20 protein-coding genes are annotated in these 24,482 nt (G+C 54.5%); 10 read left to right on the plus strand and 10 right to left on the minus strand.

Features of this window, described 5'->3' with window-relative positions; genetic code table 11:
• The first annotated feature begins 44 nt into the window (after nucleotides 1-44).
• Together dnaE and Q0N43_RS04045 are read left to right on the plus strand one after the other, a co-directional pair.
• Nucleotides 45-3,521: a DNA polymerase III subunit alpha gene (gene dnaE / locus Q0N43_RS04040; RefSeq protein WP_295442884.1), complete on the plus strand. Its 3,477-nt coding sequence runs from the start codon at nucleotides 45-47 to the stop codon at nucleotides 3,519-3,521.
• 68 nt (nucleotides 3,522-3,589) lie between these two features.
• Entirely contained in the window at nucleotides 3,590-5,188 is a 1,599-nt protein-coding gene (locus Q0N43_RS04045; RefSeq protein WP_295443028.1) for a long-chain fatty acid--CoA ligase, read from the plus strand.
• 51 nt (nucleotides 5,189-5,239) lie between these two features.
• Here Q0N43_RS04045 and moaB read toward each other — a convergent pair whose 3' ends face one another.
• Genes moaB through Q0N43_RS04060 form a run of 3 tightly spaced genes read right to left on the minus strand, consistent with a single transcriptional unit; the run spans nucleotide 5,240 to nucleotide 8,257 of the window.
• On the minus strand, nucleotides 5,240-5,767 hold the full coding sequence (moaB, locus tag Q0N43_RS04050; protein WP_295442887.1) for a molybdenum cofactor biosynthesis protein B: 528 nt from the start codon (nucleotides 5,765-5,767) through the stop codon (nucleotides 5,240-5,242).
• Complete coding sequence (locus Q0N43_RS04055) at nucleotides 5,754-7,508, minus strand: lytic transglycosylase domain-containing protein (RefSeq protein ID WP_295442889.1); 1,755 nt, start codon at nucleotides 7,506-7,508, stop codon at nucleotides 5,754-5,756. Before Q0N43_RS04055 ends, moaB begins: the two co-directional genes overlap by 14 nt.
• Entirely contained in the window at nucleotides 7,505-8,257 is a 753-nt protein-coding gene (locus Q0N43_RS04060; protein WP_295442892.1) for a uracil-DNA glycosylase family protein, read from the minus strand. The genes Q0N43_RS04055 and Q0N43_RS04060 overlap by 4 nt, the downstream gene beginning before the upstream one ends.
• 114 nt (nucleotides 8,258-8,371) lie before the next feature.
• On the opposite strand from Q0N43_RS04060, the gene Q0N43_RS04065 reads away from it, so the two are divergent.
• Genes Q0N43_RS04065 through Q0N43_RS04085 form a run of 5 tightly spaced genes read left to right on the plus strand, consistent with a single transcriptional unit; the run spans nucleotide 8,372 to nucleotide 14,619 of the window.
• On the plus strand, nucleotides 8,372-10,012 hold the full coding sequence (locus tag Q0N43_RS04065; RefSeq protein ID WP_295442895.1) for an electron transfer flavoprotein-ubiquinone oxidoreductase: 1,641 nt from the start codon (nucleotides 8,372-8,374) through the stop codon (nucleotides 10,010-10,012).
• A 47-nt stretch (nucleotides 10,013-10,059) separates the two neighbouring features.
• Entirely contained in the window at nucleotides 10,060-10,887 is an 828-nt protein-coding gene (locus Q0N43_RS04070; RefSeq protein WP_295442897.1) for a 4-(cytidine 5'-diphospho)-2-C-methyl-D-erythritol kinase, read from the plus strand.
• Nucleotides 10,884-11,621 (plus strand): N-formylglutamate amidohydrolase, encoded by a 738-nt coding sequence (locus Q0N43_RS04075; protein ID WP_295442900.1) that lies wholly within the window; start codon nucleotides 10,884-10,886, stop codon nucleotides 11,619-11,621. Before Q0N43_RS04070 ends, Q0N43_RS04075 begins: the two co-directional genes overlap by 4 nt.
• A 35-nt stretch (nucleotides 11,622-11,656) precedes the next feature.
• A complete protein-coding gene (gene ilvD / locus Q0N43_RS04080) occupies nucleotides 11,657-13,378 on the plus strand; it encodes a dihydroxy-acid dehydratase (protein ID WP_295442903.1) in 1,722 nt (573 codons plus the stop codon).
• A 41-nt stretch (nucleotides 13,379-13,419) separates the two neighbouring features.
• Nucleotides 13,420-14,619 carry a class I SAM-dependent RNA methyltransferase gene (locus Q0N43_RS04085; RefSeq protein WP_295442907.1) on the plus strand — a complete coding sequence of 400 codons (1,200 nt, stop codon included), beginning with the start codon at nucleotides 13,420-13,422 and terminating at the stop codon, nucleotides 14,617-14,619.
• Here Q0N43_RS04085 and Q0N43_RS04090 read toward each other — a convergent pair.
• From Q0N43_RS04090 to Q0N43_RS04110, 5 genes are all read right to left on the minus strand, one after another.
• Nucleotides 14,616-15,059: an MAPEG family protein gene (locus tag Q0N43_RS04090; protein WP_295442910.1), complete on the minus strand. Its 444-nt coding sequence runs from the start codon at nucleotides 15,057-15,059 to the stop codon at nucleotides 14,616-14,618. The genes Q0N43_RS04085 and Q0N43_RS04090 overlap by 4 nt on opposite strands.
• Nucleotides 15,060-15,072: 13 nt before the next feature.
• Nucleotides 15,073-15,501, minus strand: a complete 429-nt coding sequence (locus Q0N43_RS04095; protein ID WP_295442913.1) for an MAPEG family protein — start codon at nucleotides 15,499-15,501, stop codon at nucleotides 15,073-15,075.
• A gap of 82 nt (nucleotides 15,502-15,583) precedes the next feature.
• Nucleotides 15,584-16,789, minus strand: a complete 1,206-nt coding sequence (locus tag Q0N43_RS04100) for a type III PLP-dependent enzyme (RefSeq protein ID WP_295442916.1) — start codon at nucleotides 16,787-16,789, stop codon at nucleotides 15,584-15,586.
• A gap of 162 nt (nucleotides 16,790-16,951) precedes the next feature.
• On the minus strand, nucleotides 16,952-18,106 hold the full coding sequence (locus Q0N43_RS04105) for a carboxynorspermidine decarboxylase (protein WP_295442918.1): 1,155 nt from the start codon (nucleotides 18,104-18,106) through the stop codon (nucleotides 16,952-16,954).
• Between the two features lie 127 nt (nucleotides 18,107-18,233).
• Nucleotides 18,234-19,442: a saccharopine dehydrogenase family protein gene (locus tag Q0N43_RS04110; protein WP_295442919.1), complete on the minus strand. Its 1,209-nt coding sequence runs from the start codon at nucleotides 19,440-19,442 to the stop codon at nucleotides 18,234-18,236.
• 54 nt (nucleotides 19,443-19,496) lie between these two features.
• Between Q0N43_RS04110 and Q0N43_RS04115 the strand changes: the two genes are divergently transcribed.
• A complete protein-coding gene (locus Q0N43_RS04115; RefSeq protein WP_295442922.1) occupies nucleotides 19,497-20,483 on the plus strand; it encodes a pyridoxal-phosphate dependent enzyme in 987 nt (328 codons plus the stop codon).
• On the opposite strand, the gene hemA is transcribed toward Q0N43_RS04115, so the two are convergent.
• Together hemA and murI are read right to left on the minus strand one after the other, a co-directional pair.
• Nucleotides 20,471-21,691, minus strand: coding sequence for a 5-aminolevulinate synthase (hemA, locus tag Q0N43_RS04120; protein WP_295442924.1), 1,221 nt, complete (start codon nucleotides 21,689-21,691; stop codon nucleotides 20,471-20,473). The two genes, Q0N43_RS04115 and hemA, sit on opposite strands and share 13 nt — an antisense overlap.
• 129 nt (nucleotides 21,692-21,820) lie before the next feature.
• Complete coding sequence (gene murI / locus Q0N43_RS04125) at nucleotides 21,821-22,624, minus strand: glutamate racemase (RefSeq protein ID WP_295442928.1); 804 nt, start codon at nucleotides 22,622-22,624, stop codon at nucleotides 21,821-21,823.
• A 98-nt stretch (nucleotides 22,625-22,722) separates the two neighbouring features.
• Here murI and plsY point away from each other — a divergent pair, with 98 nt between their 5' ends.
• Both plsY and dprA read left to right on the plus strand, forming a co-directional pair.
• Nucleotides 22,723-23,325 carry a glycerol-3-phosphate 1-O-acyltransferase PlsY gene (gene plsY, locus Q0N43_RS04130; RefSeq protein WP_295442931.1) on the plus strand — a complete coding sequence of 201 codons (603 nt, stop codon included), beginning with the start codon at nucleotides 22,723-22,725 and terminating at the stop codon, nucleotides 23,323-23,325.
• A 23-nt stretch (nucleotides 23,326-23,348) separates the two neighbouring features.
• Nucleotides 23,349-24,428 carry a DNA-processing protein DprA gene (gene dprA, locus Q0N43_RS04135; RefSeq protein ID WP_295442934.1) on the plus strand — a complete coding sequence of 360 codons (1,080 nt, stop codon included), beginning with the start codon at nucleotides 23,349-23,351 and terminating at the stop codon, nucleotides 24,426-24,428.
• Nucleotides 24,429-24,482: the final 54 nt, after the last annotated feature.

The raw sequence follows: 24,482 nt of genomic DNA on the forward strand, positions 1-24,482 counted from the left end.
AAAACAGACTTTGTCGAATCAGGCGCGTGTTCTAACAATAGGGCATGGCTTATGTACCCTTCGTCCCCTTGCGCGTGTATTCCGCATACACCATGTTGGAAGGCGCGATTGAGCCTAAGGCCATTGGAGAAACTGCGAAGAAACTTGGTTTTCCCGCAATCGCGATTTGTGATCGCAATGGCCTTTATGGCGTTATGACGTTTCAGGACGGCGCAAAATCTTATGGCGTGCAACCGATCATTGGCGCGTTGCTCGGGGTAAGGCGGCCGACGTCTGACGGAAAATTCATCCGCGACTGGCTGCCAGTATTTGCTCAGGATGAAAGCGGTTATATCAATCTATGTCGATTGGTTTCGATGGCGCATCTTGATCGCCCCGAAGACCTTGACGCGCATGTCACGATGGAACAGCTTTCGGTCCATAAGGACGGCTTGATTGCGCTTACAGGGGGCGCAGAGGGCGCGATGGCCCGATTGTTAAGCGCAGGGCAGCATGACGCCGCTTCCGGCTACCTGACGCGTCTTCAGGCGCTATTTTCCGACCGTTTGTATATCGAACTCAGCAGGCGCAACGACGCGGTTGAAGACGCAGCAGAAGACGCGCTCATGGACCTTGCTTATGCGCGCGATATTCCCTTGGTCGCCACCAATCCCGCCTTTTTTGCGGAACCCGATTTCTTTGACGCGCATGACGCCATGCTGTGCATCTCGGACGGCGTCTATATCGAAAGCGAGGATCGCCGTAGAAGTAGCCGCGACACATGGATTAAAACGGGCAAGCAAATGCGGGAACTGTTTGCCGATGTGCCTGAGGCGCTGGCCAATACGCTCGTTATTGCGCAGCGTTGCGCCGCCCTTGCGCCATATCGAAGCCCGATATTGCCAAGCCTTGCCGGTGACCGAACCGCCGAAGACGGGCAGTTACGCGAAGATGGGCGGCTTGGGCTTGAAAAGCGACTTGAGATAGCGGGTATAACTGACCCTGCGGAGCGGATAGTCTATTTTGACCGGTTGAAGTTTGAAGCCGATGTCATCTGCGCCATGGGTTTTCCGGGCTACTTTCTGATCGTTGCCGATTTCATTAAATGGGCAAAGGAACAGGACATTGCCGTTGGGCCGGGCCGTGGATCGGGTGCGGGTTCGCTGGTCGCTTGGGCGCTGACAATTACCGATCTTGACCCTATCAAGCTCGGCCTTTTGTTCGAACGTTTCCTAAACCCCGACCGTGTGTCGATGCCGGACTTCGATATCGACTTTTGCGAAACCCGCCGTGGCGAAGTCATTCGTTATGTGCAGAAAAAATACGGCGCGCGCCAAGTTGCGCAAATCATCACTTTTGGAAAGCTTAAGGCGCGCGCGGTCCTGCGCGACACAGGGCGCGTGTTGCAGATGAGCTATGGTCAAGTTGATCGGCTGTGTAAGCAAGTCCCCAATCTGCCCGCTGACCCATGGGACTTAAAACGCGCTTTGTCGGGCGTGGCTGAGTTGCGCGAAGAATATCGGAGTGATGCGCAGGTGAAACGCCTGTTTGACCTGGCGATGAAGCTGGAAGGCCTGCCGCGCCACAGTTCGACCCATGCTGCCGGTGTTGTGATTGGCGACCGTGAATTATCGGAATTGGCGCCCTTATACCGCGATCCGCGTTCGGACATGCCCGTCACGCAATTCGACATGAAATATGTCGAGAGTGCTGGCCTAGTTAAATTCGACTTTTTAGGATTGAAGACGCTGTCAGTCTTGCAAAAGGGTAGCCAGATGCTCGCCAAACGGGGCGTAGAGATCAATCTCGACCTATTGCCCCATGATGACCCGGCGGTCTATGAATTGCTGCAACGTGGCGATACCGTTGGCGTTTTCCAATTGGAATCCGAAGGCATGCGACGCACACTTGCGGCGGTGAAGCCAACCAATTTCGGTGACATCATCGCGCTCGTGTCGCTCTATCGTCCCGGTCCAATGGACAATATCCCGATGTTTGGCCGGCGCAAAAATGGGGAGGAGAGCATTGAATATCCGCACCCCTTGCTAGAGTCCGTCTTGAACGAGACTTACGGAATATTCGTTTACCAAGAACAAGTTATGCAAGCCGCGCAAATTCTGGCAGGCTACAGCCTTGGGGAAGCCGATTTGCTTCGCCGCGCAATGGGTAAGAAGATTCAGGCCGAAATGGATGCTCAGCGCGAACGCTTTGTCACTGGCTGCGCAACGCATGCGATCTCTGCGCACCGGGCGAATGAGCTTTTCGACTTGATCGACAAATTTGCAGGCTATGGTTTTAACAAAAGCCATGCCGCCGCTTATGCTGTTTTGGCGTACCAAACGGCTTGGCTAAAAACCCATCATCCCGAAGAATTTTATGCCGCGTCCATGTGTTTCGACATGCATCAAACCGACAAGCTTGCGACCTTCATAGACGATATGCGCAGGCTTGATGTGACGTGTTTGCAGCCGGACATCAACCGGAGCGAGGCCGAATTTACCGTTGAGACCGATGCCCATGGGGAGCATGCCGTGCGTTATGCGTTGGGCGGCATCAAAAATGTTGGCGAACGGGCGATGGAGATATTGGTCACTGAACGCGCGACGGCAGGACTGTTCAAAAGCCTTGATGATTTTGCGAACCGAGTTGATCCAAGTCAAATCAACCGCCGAAGTCTTGAAAATCTCGCTGCGGCTGGGGCTTTTGATGCCTTGGACCCAAACCGTGGCGCGGTACATGCTGCGGCAGAAACGATTTTGGCGGCAGCGCAATCGGCGCGCGATTCGCGCGAAAGCGGGCAGGGCGGCCTGTTTGGTGAGGGCGGGTCCGACATGGCAGCGTTGCGGATCGACAGCAGTCTGCATTGGGCACCCAGCGAACACATGAACCAAGAAAAGGACGCGTTTGGGTTTTATTTCTCGGCGCATCCTTGTTCGCAATATGAAGCGCTGGCCATTAGCCACGGCGCAAAACCTTATGCGGTTTGGCTCGATAGCGGACCAATACCGGAGGGTGTCCGCCGCGCCGCCACGATGTCGGCATTGATCGAAGGCGTCCGCTGGCGCGAATCACGCAAGGGAAAGCGTTTCATGATTGCGGATTTTTCGGACAATAGCGGCCAGTTTTCGGTACGCTGTTTTGACGATGCGCTCGGCGTACAACTTGCCGAGTGGACAAAAGAGGCGGAGTGCCTTTTGCTCAATTGCGAAATGGATATGCGGCCCGGCGACGAAGCGCCAAGCTTTACGGTGAAAAGCGTAAAGCCGCTCAGCGGCCTGACCAGCGTTTCGCGTCTGAAAATGCAGTTGGATGTGACACATGAAGCAGCCATGGCGCAGCTTGCGCAACTTGTCACACCCTTGGATGGTGGTCGAAGCGAGTTGGTGGTCAAAACCCGCGCTGCCGATGGACGCTGGGTGCATATCGTGCTTGGTCGCCGCTTCCAGTTCGAGGCATCTTTGCTTGCCCAAGTGCGTAATATTGACGGTATCGAAAATGCAGAGCTTGCGCCACTGGGTCCTGTTTTGGCATTGGTGCACTGAACTGCGAAAATCGTAGACAGAAATTGCGTCTGCGTTATCGTGCAGCGCATGAAGAGGGAGAGGTTTTGATGTACGGCACCATGCAGGATTGGGACCTTCGCGTTCCGCGTTTGATCGACTACGCAGCCCGCGAACATGGCACGCGCGAAATCGTGACACGTTGGACCGACGGCAATATTGAACGTACAAACTGGTCTGGCGTTGCAACCGAAGCGCGCAAATTGTCGCAAGCCTTTGCGGGTTTAGGCCTCCAAAAAGGCGACCGGATTGCCACCTTTGCCATGAACCATCACCGGCATTTGGCCGCTTGGTATGGCGCTATTGGCTTTGGCGGCGTGATCCACACCGTCAATGTGCGGCTGTTCGACGAAGACCTTATCTACATCATGAACCATGCCGAAGATAAGGTGTTGATGTATGACACAATGTTTCAGCCTATTATTGATCGGTTGAGGCCGCATCTGAAGACCGTTGAGCATTATGTCGTGTTTGACCGCGACGACAACTACGGTGCGCTTATCGCCGCGCAAGATGGCAGTTATGAATGGGCCACCGGCGATGAGCGTGAGCCGTGTATGTTATGTTACACCAGCGGCACAACTGGCAACCCAAAGGGTGTTTTGTATCAACACCGCTCGACCATGTTGCACGCGATGGCGGAAATCGCGCCAGCCATTTTTGACCTTAGCCCGCAGTCGGCATTGCTGCCGATTGTACCGATGTTCCATGCGGCAAGCTGGGGCCTACCCTTTGCTGGCGCTGCTGCGGGCGTGAAGTTCGTGTTTTCGACCACCAATGACGCCGCAACCTTGCATGGATTAATGCTTCAAGAAGGCATTACCCACAGCGCGGGTGTGCCCACTGTGTGGCTCTCCATGTTCGCGCATTTGGATGCAGAGGCCGCCGCCGAGCGTGATGCGACACTTGGCAAATTGCGCTTGGTCACGATTGGCGGGTCGGCTGCGCCGCGTGCCATGATCGAGCGTCTGATGAAATCGGGCGTGCGTGTGTCGCACGCATGGGGCATGACCGAGACATCCCCCATTGGCACGATGGGGGCGCCAACACCCAATTGGGATGAACTGACGCTGGACCAGCAAATTGACGTGGTTTGCAAACAAGGCCGCACGCCATTTGGCGTAGAGCTGCGCGTGATCGACAAGGACGGCAATATTGCTCCGCGCGACGGTGTGACATCTGGTGCGCTTCAGATTCGCGGGCCATGGGTCATTAAACGCTATTTCAAGGCCGAGGCGGACGCAGTTGACGCGGATCAGTGGTTTGATACCGGAGATGTCTCCGTGCTGCACCCAGACGGCACGATGCAGATCACGGACCGCGTGAAGGATGTCATCAAATCGGGCGGCGAGTGGATTAGTTCAGTTGAACTTGAGAACATCGCGGTTGGTTGCCCCGGTATTGCCGAAGCAGGCGCAATTGGCATCCCGCACCCCAAATGGGATGAACGGCCAGTTCTGATCGCTGTGAAGAAACCAGGGGCTGACGTCGATGAAGCGACGGTGAAGGCCTATCTGGCGGAACGCATCGTCAAATGGTGGATGCCCGACCGTGTGCTGTTTGTGGACGAATTACCGCATACAGGCACTGGCAAAATCCAAAAAGTGGCGCTTCGCGCGCAGTTTAAGGATTTTGTGCTGGTGGATTGAGGCCTAGTCGCTGGGGCCTTGGGCTAAAATAGGCTTCGCTGGCTGTTTTAACTACACTTCGCGCAAGCGCGGCATCAGTTCCACAAAATTGCACGGACGATGCCGGCTGTCGAGTTGATGCACCAAAATCTGGTCCCAACCGTCTTTAACTGCGCCGTTTGAACCGGGCAGGGCAAAAATATATGTCCCGCCCGCTAGCACGGCGCAGGCGCGCGACTGTATTGTGGATGTGCCGATGCTTGCGAAGCTTATCCAACGAAACAGCTCGCCGAAACCTGGGATATCCTTCGTCTTTACAAGTTCCAAAGCTTCGGGTGTCACGTCGCGTCCGGTTAACCCGGTGCCTCCGGTTGAGATGACAACATCGATGTCATCGTCGTCGATCCAACTACGCAGCCGTGCAGCGATTGAAGCGGCGTCGTCGCGCAAAATAGCGCGTTCAGCGATTTTGTGGCCAGCGGCGACTATGCGTTCTGCCAATAAATCGCCGCTGGTATCGTTTTCGATGCCGCGGGTATCGGACACCGTCAGGACCGCGATGTTTACTGGCTTGAACGCCCTGCTTTCATCGAGCGGCAATGATGCCTCCTGTCATGCGGCGCGCGGTGACGGTGCCATTGGTATCGGGAAATTTTGGCCACATATATTGGGCTAGGCCCGTCAAGCTGCCCGAAGCCCTGTTTGCACGCATCTCGTAAATCCAGTAATTTCGTAGGATGATCGCCACATAGCCGCGCGTTTCCCAATAGGGGATAGATTCAATGAAGAGCAGCGGGTCACCATTATCGCGCACTTCGCTATTCCACCGCGTTACCGGCGTTGGCCCTGCATTATAGGCGGCGATCACCTTGGGCAAAAGTCCACCCGTCGCGGGCAAGTCGCGCAGCTTTTCCAAATAGGACTGGCCATATTCCAAATTGGTTGCCGGACGGTCCAATTCGGATGCCGTGAAGAACGCACCGCGCGCCCGCGCAAGGTCCTGAGCCGTTCCAGGGCGGACCTGCATGAGGCCGCGTGCGCCCGCAGGGCTGATCACGTCAGTACGAAAATTGGATTCTTGCAGCGTGTGGGCATAGACCAATGAGGGCGTGACGCGCCAGCCACCGGTAGGTTCCCAACTGGGCAGGGGGTAACGTGCCATAATGTTGCTCTGGTCACGTGATGGACCATAATGGCCCAACCAGAATTGGGTGGAAGCTAAGTTCAACGCGCCGGCCAACTGCGCGAGTTTTGCATGCTGCCGGGCATCACCAATTCTGGCCTGATGGCGAAGCGCCTGATCCGCCAGCTTATTCTGGCCAATTTCCGTCAAAGATACCGCCAAAATCGCGTTTTGCTGCTCCTTCAAACTCGCCCAATCGAGCTTGACGACTTTCGTTACCTTGCGCACGATTGGTTCCATGCCAAGCGCTTCGCTGGCGAGTAATCCGTAAAAGGTTTCTGACAGTTGCGCCGCCTTTTGCATCTTGGGCTGCATAAATTGCGGCTGTTTTGCGGCCATAGCCGCGCGTGCGCCCCAGAACAACCCTGCGGCCCTCAAGTCATCGTTGCTGGCCAAACGGGCAACATGGTCAAAGGCATTATAGGCGGCGGCATAATTGCCGAGCCTCCAAGAAGAGAGGCCAAGCACCCAAGTGGCCTGCGTACCCCATTCTCCACCGGCAGCTTGCGCGACAGTAGAAACACGCACTGCGGCTGCGTCGTCATTTTCGATGTAATAAGACCATGCCACACGATAGCGTAACTCCGTCAGCCCTTCGGGCGACAGTTCTAATGCCTTGCTTTCCAAAAATTGTTCGGCGGCAAACGATTGGTCATTTTTAATGAACACCTGCAGTTCGGCACGTACGCTATCGCTTGCCTTACTTGCGGGTAAATCCCTTTTTGGTGCGCCACCTAGCCATGAAAAGCGGCGGATGCCAGGCCGATCGGGAAGCATCTCCAGGCCGCGCTTACGTGCCATAGTCGCCAATTGTTCTGCCTGCGGCAAATAAGGTGCAGCCTCAAGCAGGGCTTGCAACTGTGCTGCCTCCACCTTTGGGCTATTTGGTGCAACATATAATTCTGCGCGCGCCATCGCCGACATCGGGCCTTGGGGCGCCACATCAATCATGCGTGATGCCGCATCCCATTTTTCTGCACGGATAGCGTCATAGATTGCCGTGAAAACGGCTTTTTCTTGGGTACTTAGAACATGGGGTGCCGGCTGAGAGAGCGTAATTGCGCGAAATCCGTCGCTTATGTTTGCGTGAGCCGTCGCAATGGGGGCGCAAGCCAATGCAAAAGCCAGCCAATTCAAATTGAATATTCTTTTGCTCATTGGAGCACCCTTTTCGCAAACATCTGCAAATCTCTCCATGCCTGCTTTTTCATGGCAGGCCGCGCAATAAGCGTCCGTGGATGAAATGTCGCCAGCGTTGTTATATTGAGGCCATCATGGTTAACAATTCGTAACTCCGCCCGCGCATGCATCAGTTCTTCGCCCAACAAAGCCTTGCATGCGGCGGAACCGAGTATCACCAGCGATTTAGGTCTAATCAGCTTTATCTGATGCAGCATAAACGCGGCGAGGTCGGGCAAGTCGTTTTCAGGAACCTCCGCCGTTGACGGCATACTCGTCGCCAACCATGTGCAGTAACATTGCGCGATATCGATCCCGATTGCTGCAAGCATCCGTTGTAGGAGAGCCGCATTCAAAGATGCCGTGGTTTCTGGCGAAGGCAAAATGTCTGGCAGATCCGAAATAATCATCACATCGCAACTAACCGGGCCAACTGACGGGAAGCGGACGGGACCATAAGCATTGCCGGGCAGGGGAGCGCCACCAACCACCATCTCGCGAAGGGCGGCAATATCGGTGGGCCACATGATACTGGGCATCGCAGGTGCGTCGGCCTGTTTCTTCTCAGCAGTGGCAGCGACGGGTATGTTCGGGGACGTATCGACAGCTTCCTGCGTTAGCAAATCCAATGTGCCTTCGCTCACAGCTGAATCAACGCCAGCCAGTTCCCACCAGCCAGATAATGATTCAACCATAGCAAATGCGGTAATTTTTCCCAGATCCTCCATAAATCCCTTAAGTCACCAGTTGACGGCAGGGTCAATTGCTTGGCATGGCAATTCCCACAGGCTGTTCGGTTATCGGGATGGCCTGAATTATCTGCCGGGTAAAGGATAAAGGCAATGAGTGAACGTGAGTCGATGCCCTATGATGTTGTTATTGTTGGCGCCGGGCCAGCAGGACTTTCGGCCGCAATCCGCATAAAACAATTATCCCCCGATACCAGCGTCTGCATCCTTGAAAAAGGATCTGAGGTCGGCGCACACATATTGTCCGGTGCGGTCATTGACCCCAAGGCGCTTGACGAGCTGCTGCCTGACTGGCGCAAGTTGGGCTGCCCGCTGGCCGATACGCCGGTAAATGACAATCAGCATTGGGTAATGACCAAGACTGGCAAGTTCAATATCCCGCATTTCCTGACCCCCGGTTTCATGCATAACAAGGGTACATATACCGGCTCGCTTGGTAATGTGTGCCGCTGGTTGGCGGGGCAGGCTGAAAATCTGGGTGTAGAAATTTTCCCCGGTTTTTCGGCCGCAGAAATTCTCTACAACGCCGATGGCTCTGTCAGGGGTGTCGCGACAGGTGACATGGGCATTGCCCGCGATGGTAGCCATAAAGACGATTATATGCGCGGCATGGAATTGCATGCAAAATACACATTCTTTGCCGAGGGCGTGCGCGGCCATCTCACCAAATTGCTCAAACCGCAATTTGCGCTGGATAAGGATTGCGAGCCGCAGGTTTACGGCATTGGCCTAAAGGAATTATGGGACATTTCGCCCGAGCAGCATTCTGCCGGGCGCGTAATCCATAGCCAGGGCTGGCCATTGACCGATGCCAATGGCGGCGCGTTTTTATACCATCATGCGAATAATCAAGTTGCCTTGGGTTTTGTTGTTTGGCTCAATTATTCAAATCCTTATTTGTCACCTTTCGAAGAGTTTCAGCGTTGGAAAACGCACCCTGAGATTAAGAAGATACTCGCGGGTGGCCGCCGTGTTTCCTATGGCGCACGCGCGATTAGCGACGGCGGTTGGCAGGCGGTACCTGAACTTGCATTCCCTGGCGGCGCATTGATTGGGTGTTCGGCAGGTTTCGTAAACGTGCCGCGTATCAAGGGCACGCATACTGCGATGAAATCCGGTATGCTGGCGGCTGAAGCTGCCGTTGAGGCGTTGGCTGCGGGCCGTGAACATGACGCGCTCACTTCGTACCAGGCGGCCTATGAAAACAGCTGGATTTATAAGGAATTGCGCATGGTGCGCAACGTCCTCCCGCTGGTCGAAAAATATGGTAACTTGCTTGGTAGCGCGCTTGCTGGCGTGAACATGTGGCTAGAGAATTTTGGCATAAGGATGCCATTCACGATGAAGCACCATCCAGACCACAAGGCGCTTAAAAAGAAAAATGCAGGCGAACGTATTGAATATCCAAAGCCGGACGGGGTATTCAGCTTTGACCGTCTGTCGTCGGTTTTCCTGTCGAACACCAACCATGCCGAAGACCAGCCAATTCATTTGCAGGTCAAAGATATGGACCTTCAGAAGAATAGCGAGTTTATGGAGTTTGCTGGCCCATCAACGCGCTATTGCCCGGCGGGCGTGTATGAGTGGATTGAGGAAGAGGGTAAGGACGCCCGCTACCAAATCAATTCGCAAAACTGCGTCCATTGTAAGACTTGTGACATCAAGGACCCGAACCAGAATATCAATTGGGTGACGCCAGAGGGCGGCGGTGGGCCTAACTACCCCAATATGTGATGCGGGTGGCGCTTTATTAGTCGCCACCCGGGGGTAAAGGTTGTGTCGTGGAACATTCTGAAGTCGCTTTTGCAAAGATAAACCTCGCCTTGCACGTCAGGAAACGGCGGGCCGATGGATATCATGACATTGAAACGCTGTTCGCCTTTGTGCAGGATGGTGATGTTCTAAGTGCAAGCCTTACGGATACGCTGAGTCTGGAGATCGATGGCCCCTTTGGAGCTGGCCTACAGGCAGATGAAAGCAATTTGGTCCTGAAAACGGCCTTGTGCTTAAAGACGCACTTTTGCGTTACGCAAGGTGCAGCAATCCGGCTCGACAAAAGATTGCCGATTGCTTCTGGTATTGGTGGGGGATCAGCAGATGCAGCCGCCACCGCAAGGCTACTTAACCAGCTTTGGGGTTTGGATGTGTCCGAACAGTTACTGTCCGATATCCTCGCGCCATTAGGGGCCGATATCCCTGCATGTATATATAGCCGCCCGAGTTTTGGCAGCGGCACCGGAACGGCTTTGGTATTTTTAGACGATGGCAACATCACCGCGCGGCATGTGTTGCTTGTAAACCCGCTTCAATCCGTTTCCACAGCGGCGATATTTAAGGCATGGGGCGGCGTTGATGGCGGCGCAGTTGGCTGTGGAGACATTTGGGACGCCGCGATTACAGGCCACAACGACCTTGAACCGATTGCTGCGGCGATTTGTCCAGTCATTACGGATATTCTCGATCTTCTTTCGCTGGCAAACCCCGCGTTCGTGCGCATGTCTGGTTCTGGGGCGACGTGTTTTGCTTTGTTTAATGACAAGATGGATCTTGAGACCGCACGAGCAACGCTTGACCCGCATTGGTGGTCTATGGCCACTATGCTGCGATGACCGATGTTCCATTCGAAATACTGGGAACGCCGCAGCAAGGCGGATTCCTTATCATCAGCGATCATGCTTCGAACCGCGTCCCCGGCGACATTAATCTCGGCATCGACCCCGCGTCCCTTAATACACATATTGCGTGGGACATTGGCGTTGCTGAGGTTGCGCGCTTGATCACACAGGACGCGCACTTCGCGGCCTATCTGGGTGGATACTCCCGCCTTGTTGTCGACTTAAACCGCGACGCGCATGATATCGCAGCGATCCCCACGCAAAGCGATGGTGTGGTCATTCCCGGCAACGACCTTGCGTCCACGGATAAAGAGGCACGGCTTGAACGCTTTTTTTGGCCGTATCATTCATATCTGGAGCAGTTGCTATCGCAACACCGCCCCGCACTGATTTTATCGCTCCATAGCTTCACGCCAGCCCTTGAGAGCACTCCACAAGAGGCACGGCCTTGGCAAGTTGGGGTTTTGTATAATGAACAGGAAACCGCATCCAAATTGGCTATCCCATTGCTTGAAAACGCAGGATATATTGTTGGCGACCAACTTCCTTATTCCGGCAAGCTGCTGAACGCGACGATGAACCGCCACGCCGAAGCCAGCAACATCCCCTATATCGGCATCGAGATGCGGCAGGATATATCAAGCAACCCCGATGGCCAAGCAAGATACGCACGCACATTGGCAGAAATGTGCCATTTTGTTTCGGAACAGCTTGGCTTATCCATATAAAAAGGCTTAAAGCACTCGGCTTAACGGAGGTTAGTATGCCAAACCAGTTCGACAAGTCCAAATTGCCAAGCCGCCATGTTTCTGTAGGTCCCGAACGCGCCCCGCATCGCAGCTATTATTACGCAATGGGCCTGACTGCAGAAGAAATCGCGCGGCCTTTTGTTGGCGTGGTCTCCGCTGGAAATGACAGCGCACCGTGCAACACGACATTGGACGCGCAGGCCGATATCGCACGCGTTGGCGTGGAGCAGGGCGGCGGAATGCCGCGCCGTTTCAATACGATCACCGTGACGGACGGCATCGCTATGGGGCATCAGGGGATGAAGTCCTCACTCGTCAGCCGCGAAGTGATTGCGGATTCGGTTGAGCTTTCGGTGCGTGGCCATTGCTATGACGCGCTTGTGGGCTTTGCAGGATGCGACAAGTCGCTGCCTGGCATCATGATGGCGATGTTGCGTTTAAACGTGCCATCGATCTTTGTGTATGGCGGCTCCATTCTGCCCGGCCGTTATAAGAACAAAGACGTGACGGTTAAGGACGTGTTTGAAATTGTCGGCAAATACGCAGCGGGAGCTTGCCCTTTATCGGAATTGGAAGAACTTGAGCGGGTGGCGTGTCCCGGCCACGGGGCATGTGGCGGACAATATACCGCAAACACCATGGCCTGCGTTGCAGAAGCGATTGGTCTTTCGTTGCCCAACAGCAACATGGCACCAGCGCCATATTCCACCCGCGACCAAATCGCGCATGCGGCGGGCGTTCAAGTCATGGAATTGCTCGCCCGCAATATCAGACCGCGTGATATATGTACGCGCGAAGCCTTTGTGAATGCAGCACGCATTGTTGCCGCGACGGGTGGATCAACCAACGGCGCTTTGCATTTGCCCGCCATGGCGCATGAGGCTGGTATTGATTTCGATTTGTTTGATGTGGCTGATGCATTTAAGACCACGCCTTATATGGCCGACCTCCAACCCGGCGGCCAGTTTGTCGCGCGCGACATGTATGATGCTGGCGGTGTCTACATGCTGATGAAGTCCTTGCTGGCGGAGGGCCTGTTGTTTGGCGACTGCATGACGGTTACGGGCAAAACACTTGGCGAAAATATCGACCAAATCACGTGGAACCCCGATCAAAAGGTCATCTATCCCGCAACCGCACCCATAACCCCCACTGGTGGCGTTGTCGGCCTTCGCGGTACGCTGGCCCCAGAGGGCGCAATCGTGAAAGTTGCTGGCATGGACAGGTTGACCTTCACTGGCCCGGCACAGGTTTTCGATTGTGAAGAGGATTGCTTTGCAGCAGTTGAAGCAAGGGAAATTCGCGAAGGTTCGGTTATTGTCATCCGCTATGAAGGCCCACAAGGCGGCCCCGGCATGCGCGAAATGCTGTCGACAACTGCCGCGCTTTACGGGCAGGGGATGGGCGAAAAAGTTGCGCTCATCACAGATGGTCGCTTCTCTGGCGCAACGCGCGGCTTCTGCATTGGCCATGTTGGACCGGAGGCAGCTTTGGGCGGACCGATTGCCTTGATCGAGGATGGTGACGAGATAATGATTGATGCCGAAACGGGCGTAATCGATCTGAATGTTGCACCTGGAGTCATTGAAGAACGTCGTAAAAACTGGAAACCGCGTCAGACGGATTATCAGTCTGGTGCAATTTGGCGTTATGCCCAAAATGTAGGTCCAGCCTATAAAGGTGCAGTGACGCATCCTGGTGGTGCCAAAGAAACGCACGTTTTCGCTGATGTTTAATCGCCAGTTGATTGCTTGCCCCTTCACGGGCATGGGGCGGTATGGAAACCACACAAGAGATTATCCGGGTCGCCGCGCGCGGTGATGGCGTTACTGCAAATGGCCGTTATGTGGCTTTGGCAGCACCAGGCGACAGTGTTGAGCCGTCGGGTGGGTTAATACATGGCCCGCACCACGTTACGCCGCCATGTCAGCATTTTCCGCTGTGCGGCGGTTGTCAGTTGCAACATCTAGACGAAGACAGTCTGCGCCTGTTTATTGCAGAGCGCGTGACGCATGCCCTTGCCACGCAACAGGTCGACATCGGCGAAGTGATGCCCGTGCATCTATCGCCGCCAAAGACGCGCCGCCGTATTGCTGTGCGTTCGGCCTGGGCTGGCAAGCAGTTTCAGCTTGGTTTCAGCACCGAGAAAAGCCATCGGATTATCGACTTACGTCAGTGTGACGTCATGGCGCCAGAATTGTTTGCCTTGCTTGCCCCGATGCGGGCCTTGCTTGAGCCAAGGCTAAACCGTGCGCGTCAAGTGCAGATTAAATTGGCAATGGTAGACCAAGGCGTCGATGTATTGATTGAGAACTGGATAGCCAATGATCTCGACACGCATGAGCTATTGTCCGAATTTGCCAAGGCTCAAAACATTGCGCGCCTGTCGCTGGATGAAGGCTATGGTCCCGTACCTTTTTACGAGCCAGAGCCAGTTACTGTCACGCTTGGCGGGGTTGCGGTGGGCTATCAACCCTATGGTTTCCTGCAAGCCACAGTCGATGGTGAGGCGGCGTTGGTAAATGCGGTCAATGCAATCACTGGCAACGACAACATCGTGGCGGACTTGTTTGCAGGTTCGGGCACTTTCGCTTTATCCATGGGGGAAGGCCGCAAAATTTATGCAGGCGAAGCCGACTTGCAGGCGAGCCTTGCGCTTAAAGCGGCGGCGGGGCATGCTGGCCGAACGATATTTGCAGAGCATCGCGACCTGTTCCGGCGGCCGCTGATGGTGGAAGAACTCAATAAATTCCAAACGGTGGTGCTTGATCCACCACGCGCAGGCGCAAAGGAACAAGTCGCTCAGCTTGCCGCGTCGAATGTGCCAAACATCGCTTATGTAAGCTGTAACCCCGCCAGTTTTGCAAGGGATGCCAAAACCTTGGTTGCGGCTGGATACAGGTTGCAGCGGATCTGGCCGGTGGGGCAGTTCCGCTGGTCAACCCATATCGAGCTAGTAGGCCATTTTAGCCGTTAGTGGAGCAGCACTGACATCACAGCATGCACCACGAGTATCGAGAGTGCAACGGATGACAACGTAAACAACGCAAAGCGTATGATCACGCGGTTAGAAAAAATCTGAACTAAGCTGTGTGCGACGCGCAGGCCGACATATGCCCAAGCAATAGTCGCGTTCAAATTGTCGCCTTGTCCAACCATCGCCAGCACCAAGCATACCGCATAAAATACTGTAGGTGCTTCGTGTAAGTGGTTGTAATTATCTGCAACCCATGATGCTTTTTCTTCGCCTTTGGCGACTAGTGCATCGCGCAACGCGCCGCTGGAAGAACCCACAATCTTGGTTCCGTCAATGCCAGCACGCCCCATCGCGGGTAAGCGCTTGGCGTACATCCAAATCCAGATAATCATCGTCCACGCCGCAAGCGCGACGATTGGTCCTAAAATTGCACTCTGCATGTAACTTCCCCCCTTAAATAGTTGCTAGAAACGCTTGTACCGCCAATATGGTAAGGCAGAAAGTCGATAGTAAAAAGAACATAAAGCGGATACTTACGGTATTAACCGTTGCTTGCCATAGACTGTGAATCACGCGTAAACCAGTGTAGCCCCAGGCGAGCATGAGGGACAGGTCCGTTGCGCCGCCGGAGATTGCCAAGATCATGATCGTGGCATAGAAAATCGTCGGTTGCTCCATGAGATGTATGTAATTGTGGGATTTCCAAGCGACCGATGGTGGCACATTAGGGTCAATATCTTGCCCGCGACCACCCGGGGCAGCCTTGCCGAGATCCATGCCGATCTTTGACATGGCCGGAAGCCGCGTCCCCGCCATCCAGAATAGCATTATAAGTGACCAGACCACCAACGCAGCCGCTGGCGCCAAAATAGGCGTATTCATGTAAAAAATCCTCCCCGACTAAACAGTTGGGAAGGGGTGATGCACCTCAGACAAATTGTCAAACGTAACTTAGGTCCTGACCCTAGACTTTTGAGCTTTGCGAACGCGTTGCCCGAACGCCTGCATCATTGGCTGGAGCCCAGCCATAAAGCGTTGCCATCGGCTGATCTCCTACAACCAGCGTTTCAGTCTCACCAAAGCCGTTAAACTCTGTCCGCATGGCACAGCCATAAGCGCCGAGCATACCGATTTCGATATAATCACCAGCCTTGACGTCGTCCGGCAGAATGAATGGGCCGGCCATATGGTCCATATCGTCGCAGGTAGGCCCGTAGAAGCTGAATTCAGCCATCTGGGTACCAATTGACGTTTCCGATCGCTGCAGGGCCACAGGGAAGCGCCAGCCGATATGCGCGGCGTCGAACAACGAACCATAAGCGCCGTCGTTGATGAATAACTCCCTACCGCGACGTTTCTCGACCTTCACCAGTAGAGAAGCATATTCGGCGCATAATGCCCGGCCAGGTTCGCACCAAAGTTCAGCGGAATAGCTAATCGGCAGATCTTCAAAGCAGTTGTGAATGACATCGAAATAGCCATCCAGCGCCGGTGGCTCCATGCCGGGATAAACCGATGGAAAGCCGCCACCGACGTCTACAATATCAACCGTGACGGATGCCTCGACAATCGCGGCGCGCACATGCTCCATGGCTTCGGCATAAGCCGCGGGCGTCATGGCTTGGCTGCCAACATGGAAGCATATGCCAAGGCTGTCGGCGACCTGACGCGTTGCAACCAACAGGTCGGCAACTTCGGACGGATCAGCGCCAAATTTTGATGCAAGGCTTAGCTTTGCATGCTCAGACGATACACGAATGCGCACGCACAGTTCAAGGTCGGTCGCGCCATGTGTTGCACGCACGATCTTCTCCAGCTCTTCATGGCTGTCGAGGCTGAATGTGCGGACATTATGGTTGTGATAGGCCTGCGCGATGGCGCGCTCGCTCTTTACCGGATGCATGAAACACAGTTTCGCGTCTGGCAGGAATTTGTGGACCAGCCGGACTTCACCCAAGGATGCAACATCAAAATGCGTGATGCCAGCGTCCCAAAGGGTTTCGAGCAAGGCGGGTGACGGGTTCGCTTTGACGGCATAGAGCGATTTACCCTGAAACTTTTCAACGAAGAAACGGGCAGCGCGCGCAGCAGCATGTGGGCGAAGGAGCGTGATTGGTTCATCCGGGCGGAGGGCGCGGACTACAGCAAGTGCGTCAGTGTTCTCGTACAATTCAAGGGACCCCCAAAAGATAATATAAAACAACAAGGCTGCCTTGCGGTTATTGGAAGTCCCCCTGGGGCAGCGGACGAGCGACTTATGAAAAGCAGGCGAATTTGTAAAGCGATTCGTTTAGTTTTTAGGCCGTGAGCCCATACATATAACCATCGTGGCCTAGCTCAGGCGGTCTCGGAACGCGGTCCAATCGAAAGACCGCACGCATTCAAGCGTATCGCTATCGCTGTTCCACAACCAGAGCGAGGGCAAAGGCACGCCGTTAAACGTATTTGTCTTCACCATGGAATAATGCGCCTGATCGAGGAACGCAAAACGCGCTCCGGGCTCTGCTGGAACAGGCAAAACATAATCGCCTATAATGTCCCCGGCGAGGCAAGATGGCCCTCCCAGACGCACAGGAGAGCCTTCTGAACGCTCTCCTAGCATGGCGGAGCGATAGGGTGCCTCAATCACGTCAGGCATATGGCAGGTGGCGCTAATATCGGTGATGCCAACCTGAATATCGTTTTCAAACACGTCGAGCAATTCGCCAATCAATATCCCTGCATCAAGCGCGATTGCTTCGCCGGGTTCGAGGTAGACGTCCAAGCCCGTTTCGGCGCGGACTTCGCGAATGAATGCGACAAGTTCATCCCGTTGATAATCTGCCCGCGTGATATGGTGACCGCCGCCAAAGTTTAACCAGCTTAGCTGTCCCAAATAAGGCGCAAACTGGGGCTTCAGTATTTCCCATGTGCGCTTAAGCGGTTCAAAATCCTGTTCGCAAAGCGTATGGAAGTGCAGGCCAGAAACGCCTTCGAGATGCTCTGCCTTCAACTGGCTTATCGGAAACCCAAGCCGCGATCCCGGCGAGCAGGGATCATATTTCGCCACTTCACCCTCGGCATGTTCGGGATTGATACGAAGGCCAACATCGACCCCGTCATTCAGGAACGACGCAAAACGTTTGTGCTGCGATGGGCTATTGAAAATAACATGGTCGGAAATGTCGACGATTTCGGCCATGTCAGCCTCTTTATAGCCAGCGCAATAGGTCGCGATTTCGCCCTTATAATAATCCCGCGCGAGCCGGGATTCCCAAAGGCCCGAACTGCATACGCCATCCAGATATTCGCCGATAATCGGTGCGACCTTCCACATGGAAAAAGCCTTCATCGCGCATAATATCTTGGCACCCGAACGCAGTTTAACATCCGCCAAAATGGCAAGATTTCGCCGCAGCGCCACCTCGTCCACAACAAAGGCGGGCGAGGGGACGCGGTGAAGGTCAAAATGGGCAAATGCCCCGGGATCGCCTGCCTTGGTTTCCATATAAAAATTTACCTACCATAAGGTTCGTCGCACCATCGGAGGCTGGTGCCTATCTCGCTTATCCATCTTGCGCAGTGCTCTGCTTAGAGGCGTGATGGGTCCCAGCCTGCGCCGGGGCGACGGGGAATTAAAAGCCCAAAGGCCCGTCCAATTCCTTCATCTGCCACGGCAGGCCATGCGAATTGAGCATGTCCATGAACGGATCAGGATCAAACTGTTCAATATTCCACACGCCAGCACCAGACCATTTGCCTGTGAGCAGCATCGCTGCGCCAATCATCGCTGGAACGCCGGTGGTGTAACTGACGGCTTGGTTGCCGGTTTCCGCATAAGCATCCTCATGGTCGCAGATATTGTAGATGTAGAGCGTCTTTTCCTTGCCGTCTTTGCCAAGGCCAGTCGCGATGCAGCCAATGTTGGTCTTACCTTTGGTCGTCGGACCAAGCGACGCGGGTTCCGGCAATACAGCCTTGAGGAACTGAAGCGGAATGATTTCCTTGCCTTCATAGATGACTGGGTCAATCCGCGTCATGCCGACCGCCTGAAGCACGTTCAGATGCATGATATAAGCATCGCCAAAGGTCATCCAGAAACGGATGCGCTTGATTTCGGGCAAATGTGTTTTGAGGCTTTCGATTTCCTCATGATACATCAGATACATATTCTTTGGGCCAACGGCTTCAAAGTCGAAGCTTTGTTTCACGGACATCGCCGGGGTTTCGACCCAGTTGCCATTTTCCCAATGCCGCGCCACGGCGGTCACTTCGCGAATGTTAATTTCGGGGTTGAAGTTGGTGGCAAAGGCCTGACCATGGTCGCCGCCATTGCAATCCAATATGTCGAGCGTATCGATGCGGTCGAAATAATGCTTTTTCAAATAGGTCGTAAACACGCTGGTGACGCCGGGGTCAAAACCCGAACCCAACAAAGCGACGAGGCCCGCATCCTTGTAACGATCCTGATATGCCCACTGCCAATGATATTCGAACTTCGCGACATCCAACGGCTCGTAATTTGCCGTGTCCATATAATGCACACCAGCGGCCAGACATGCATCCATGATGTTGAGGTCTTGATAAGGCAAAGCAAGGTTTACAACGAGGCTTGGCTTGATCTGGTTCAACAACGTTGTGGTCGCAGGCACATCATCGGCATCCAGACCATATGTGTCGATGTCGACGCCAGTCCGTTCCTTCACTGAAGCGGCAATCGCATCGCATTTCGACTTGGTGCGACTTGCGAGGCTGATATGGCTAAAGATATCCGGGTTCATGGCCATCTTGTGGACTGCAACCGACCCAACGCCGCCTGCGCCAATTACCATTATCTTGCTCATCTGCAATTTCCTCTTATCAGAGATTCGTTAAAAACACGCATATAGGGGCCTTTTATGTCAGGACAAGAATTGGCTGCGGCCCACAAGATACCTACGCACGAAGGCGTTCGGCGGGCTATGGCCAAAATTGCCGATATCTTGCCTAAAACACCGTTGCTACCGCTTGAGGTGGACAGCGTAACCATCTGGTGCAAGGCCGAAATGCTTCAGCCGATTGGTGCTTTCAAGATACGGGGCGCGTGGCATCGCCTGTCCGACCTGAACGAAGAAGAACGCGCAAGGGGTGTTGTGGGCGTATCCAGCGGCAACCATGCCCAAGGCGTGGCTTGGGCAGCGAAGAAGCTTGGAATAGCTGCAACTATCGTCATGCCATCGAATGCGCCGCGCATGAAGCTGGAGGCGACGAAGGCTCTTGGTGCTGATGTGGTTCTCTACGACCGCGCCACCCAATCGCGTGACGAAATCGCCGCTGTGTTAATTGCCAAAAGCGGCGCAACATTGGTGCACGCGTTTGGCGATCCGTGGGTAATTGAAGGGCAGGGGACGGCTGGCATCGAAATCACGGAACAACTTAAGGGTTTCGGCTTGTCCGGGCCAGATATGATTATTTCCTGCTGCGGCGGAGGAGGCTTGGCCTCTGGCCTTGCGCTGGCATGTCCGGATGCAGACATCGCTATTGTTGAACCTGAAGGATGGGATGATATCATTCGTTCGCTTGATGCAGGTAAAATTTTGCCTGTTAAAGACCTCAATCACCCAACTTATTGTGACGCACTTCAAACGCCGCAAACTTATCCCGTGAATTTTGATATATTGCAAAGCCGCGTATCTCAGGGTGTTTCGGTCACGACTGACGAAGTGGCGACCGCGATGCGCGTGGTGTTTGAAAAGCTACACCTCGTTGTGGAACCCGGCGGCGCGGTTGCGCTGGCTGCTGTGCTTGCAGGTAAAATTCAACCAAAAAATGTTACCGCCATAACCTTGTCAGGCGGAAACGTGGATCGGGACGTGTTCGTGAAGTTGCTTGCTCAGGCCGCCTGAGCGACCGGCATTTCCATCCGGCCCCAGATTTCCAGCAACGCCGCCGTTAAATCGCGCATCATGCCCTCATGATGTTGCGGCCCCGGCGTGAAGCGCAACCGTTCCGTGCCACGTGGCACTGTCGGGTAATTGATCGGCTGCACATATACGCCATATTCGGCGAGCAATATATCGCTGACTTTTTTCGCTTTCACAGGGTCGCCGACCATCAACGGCACGATATGCGTGTTGCTTAGCATCACAGGCAGACCCGCGTCGGCAAAAAGCTTTTTCAGCATAGCAGCATTGGCTTGCTGCGCATCACGCTCCACGCTTGAAGCCTTCAAATGGCGTACAGCGGCCAATACGCCTGCGACCAACACTGGCGACAAGGATGTCGTAAAGATGAAGCCCGGTGCATAAGAACGGATCACATCAATGATATTCTGGTCCGCTGCGATATAGCCGCCCATAACGCCGAACGCCTTGCCTAACGTGCCTTCGATAATGGTTACACGGTCCGCCACAGCATCACGTTCTGAAATACCGCCACCACGTGCGCCATACATGCCGACGGCGTGAACTTCGTCACAATAGGTGAGGGCGTTATATTTGTCAGCAAGATCGCAGACCGCAGCAATGGGCGCAACGTCGCCGTCCATCGAATAGACGCTTTCAAAGGCAATCAGCTTCGGCACTTCGGGATCATCGGCTGCGAGCAATTCTTCAAGATGCGCCATGTCATTGTGCCGCCAAACGCGCTTTTCACACCCTGCGTTGCGGATGCCAGCAATCATTGACGCATGGTTCAATTCATCCGAATAAATAATGCAGCCCGGCAGCACCTTAGCAAGCGTAGATAAAGTCGCGTCGTTCGAAACATAGCCTGAAGTAAACAGCAACGCGCCATCCTTGCCATGCAAGTCAGCGAGTTCATGTTCAAGTTCGACGTGATAATGGGTGTTTCCGCCGATGTTGCGCGTTCCGCCAGAACCGGCGCCCACATCATGCAAAGCGTTTTCCATGGCGCTGATCACGTCGGGGTGCTGGCCCATGCAAAGATAATCATTCGAGCACCACACGGTGATGTCCTTTGGACCATTATGTCCGGCAAAGCAGCGCGCGTTGGGATAATTTCCCTTGTTCCGAAGGATATCGATGAACACGCGATAGCGACCCTCGGCATGAAGCCGATCAATCGCTTTTTCGAAAACAGCGTTATAATTCATGGACGTTAACCCCGGTTTGAAACCACTATCGCGGCATGCCAACAGCCAATAATCATTGGAAATGCAAAAATCCAGCGCGAACGACTTGCAATAAGCGTCATTCTTGTTCCGCTATTGCGATATTTCCGCTTACAGTGATGTAATCTGCGTTACACCTAAAGAAAACAACGCCGGAAGCAGCGATGCTAGCGCGCTGACCTCCCCGGTCGTTACGAATATACCGTCTGTTGGATTATCGGGCCAACTTTGATCTTTCGTCAAATGAAAGACGCGGCGTGCGATGCCGACAGCGCCATCGACAAACCGCATATGCGGAGCTGCGGCCAATAATTCCTCTTCCACCAATGGAAAATGCGTGCAGCCAAGGACAGTCACGTCAAGGCGTTCACCAACGGGTTGCTCCATCAAGCCAGCCATCGCTCGGGCGTAAATTGCTGGGTCAACCACTTCGCCGCGCATTTTTGCTTCAGCCGCGCGCACGAGTTCAGGCGCGGCATGGCGTAACATACGCATGTGCGGGGCATGTTCGGCCTGAAGCTCGTCCACATAGGCCTGACGGACGGTTGCAGCCGTCCCCAATAGACCAATGACGCCAGTCTGACTTGCCTCGGCAGCAGGCTTGATTGCAGGAACGGTGCCAACCACGGGCACATTCAAAGCGGCGCGCACATGGCTCAGGGCAATAGTGCAGGCGGTGTTACAGGCAATAATGACAAGGCGTGGCTGATATCGCTCAACCAAGCGGCCAAGTAAGGCGGGCACCCGTGCCGAAATCTCCGCCTCAGTCTTGGTTCCGTAAGGTAAGCCTGTATAATCGGCTGCAAACACGATTGGAGCGCGTGGTAAGGCTGCCTGCACCGCCTTTAAAACCGAGAGGCCACCAATGCCCGAATCGAAAAATAATAAAGGTGCGACATCTGGAACAATCGTCATGGCAGGGCGATAAACGCCAGCGGGCTAACTAGCAAGGCGATGACCTTGAGCGTGCGGAACAAAACAGCTACACCATATTGAAATCTAGGGGGATTCGCGTGGTGAGTGATCTTTGGTTAAACATATTTGCGGGTCTGTTGCTGGGTTATGTGCTTGGCTCCATCCCCTTCGGCTTGTTGCTCACGCGTTTCTCGGGCGGCGGCGACATAAGGTCCATTGGGTCAGGCAATATTGGCGCGACGAATGTGTTGCGCACTGGACGCAAAGGGCTTGCTGCGCTGACATTGCTGCTTGATCTGCTGAAAGGGTTTTTCGCGGTCTGGCTGGCCAGTAAATATCTTCCCGGTGGCGAAATTCTAGCGGCAGCCGGTGCATTTTTCGGCCATCTTTTCCCGGTTTGGCTCCAATTCAAAGGCGGCAAGGGCGTCGCAACTTATGCTGGCATCTTGTTTGGTCTGTTCTGGCAGGGCGGCTTGGTTTACGCGATCGCTTGGATTGGCGTCCTGTTGATATCACGGACATCATCGCTGGCCGGTTTGGTAGCCGCCGTTTGTGCGCCTATCGCTGCGGCCATTTTCGGTCATTATGAACTGGTTGCGTTGCTCACCGCGTGTACATTGATCGTCTTTTGGAAACATCGTGCCAATATCGAAAATCTCATGGACGGCACTGAACCCCGAATTGGCAAAAGCAAAGGTTGATCTTGGGTATGGGGGACAGCCAAATGCAATTTGATCAGCTTCGCCTGATCCGTTCTTCCAACATCGGTCCTGTGAGTTATCGGCAGCTGATGGCGCGTTTTGGCAGCGCGCGGGCCGCGCTTGACTCTTTGCCTGATCTCGTGCGTCGTGGCGGCGGAAAGTATGCATTACTCGCTAATGAGGCAGCCATTGCGCGGGAGATTCAGTTTGTTCAAGCCTATGGCGCACGCCATGTTTTCATGGATGATGCAGACTATCCCGATTTGCTGTTGCACTTGGACAATGCGCCGCCTGTCATCTGCGTAAAGGGCAATCTTGCTTTGTTGTCGCGTCCTGCCGTGGCCCTTGTCGGTGCGCGCAATGTATCTGCCGGTGCCTGCCAGTTTGCGCGGCAATTGGCGTTTGAACTTGGCCAAATGGGGTTGTCTGTTGTGTCGGGTCTCGCACGCGGCATTGATACTGCCGCGCATGCAGGCTCTATCGAAGTCGGCACAGTCGCGGTTATCGCTGGCGGTATCGACGTGGTCTATCCGCCCGAAAACCGGGCGCTTCAGGACGCGATTGCCGAGCGCGGGCTTTTGATTGCTGAACAACCGCCGGGCACCGAACCGCGCGCACGGCATTTCCCGTATCGAAACCGGATCATCGCTGGCGCATCGGCTGGAACGGTTGTGATTGAAGCTGCGCCAAAGTCAGGTTCGCTGATTACCGCGCGTCTGGCGGCGGAGGCCGAGCGTGAGGTTATGGCGATTCCCGGGTCGCCGCTGGATCCTCGGTCACGTGGCTGCAACCAGCTGATCCGTGAGGGCGCAACTTTGGTGCAGAACGCATCGGAGATTGCTGAGCTTATTTCCCCCTTGGACAACCGCATGCTTGCGCCGTCGGTTAAATACGAACCGGCCATGACCGTAATAGCCGATGACGGCAGCCACACCGAACGCAGCGCAGTCATCGACCTAATGGGCATGACCTATGTGTCGGTCGACGAATTGGTCCGGCAATCCGGCAGCAGTCCATCGACCGTCCAGATGGTGTTGCTCGAATTCGAGTTGGCGGGAAAGCTCGAATGCGGGGCAGGTGGGAAGGTCCGCTTGGCGACCTAAAAAACAGGCGCATTTTTCGTCTTGACGAGGCCTGCCTTACCCCATCAGCCTATG

Origin of the sequence: Sphingorhabdus sp. EL138 (genome assembly GCF_945882965.1) — a bacterium.
In the GTDB taxonomy this organism is placed as follows: domain Bacteria; phylum Pseudomonadota; class Alphaproteobacteria; order Sphingomonadales; family Sphingomonadaceae; genus Sphingorhabdus_B.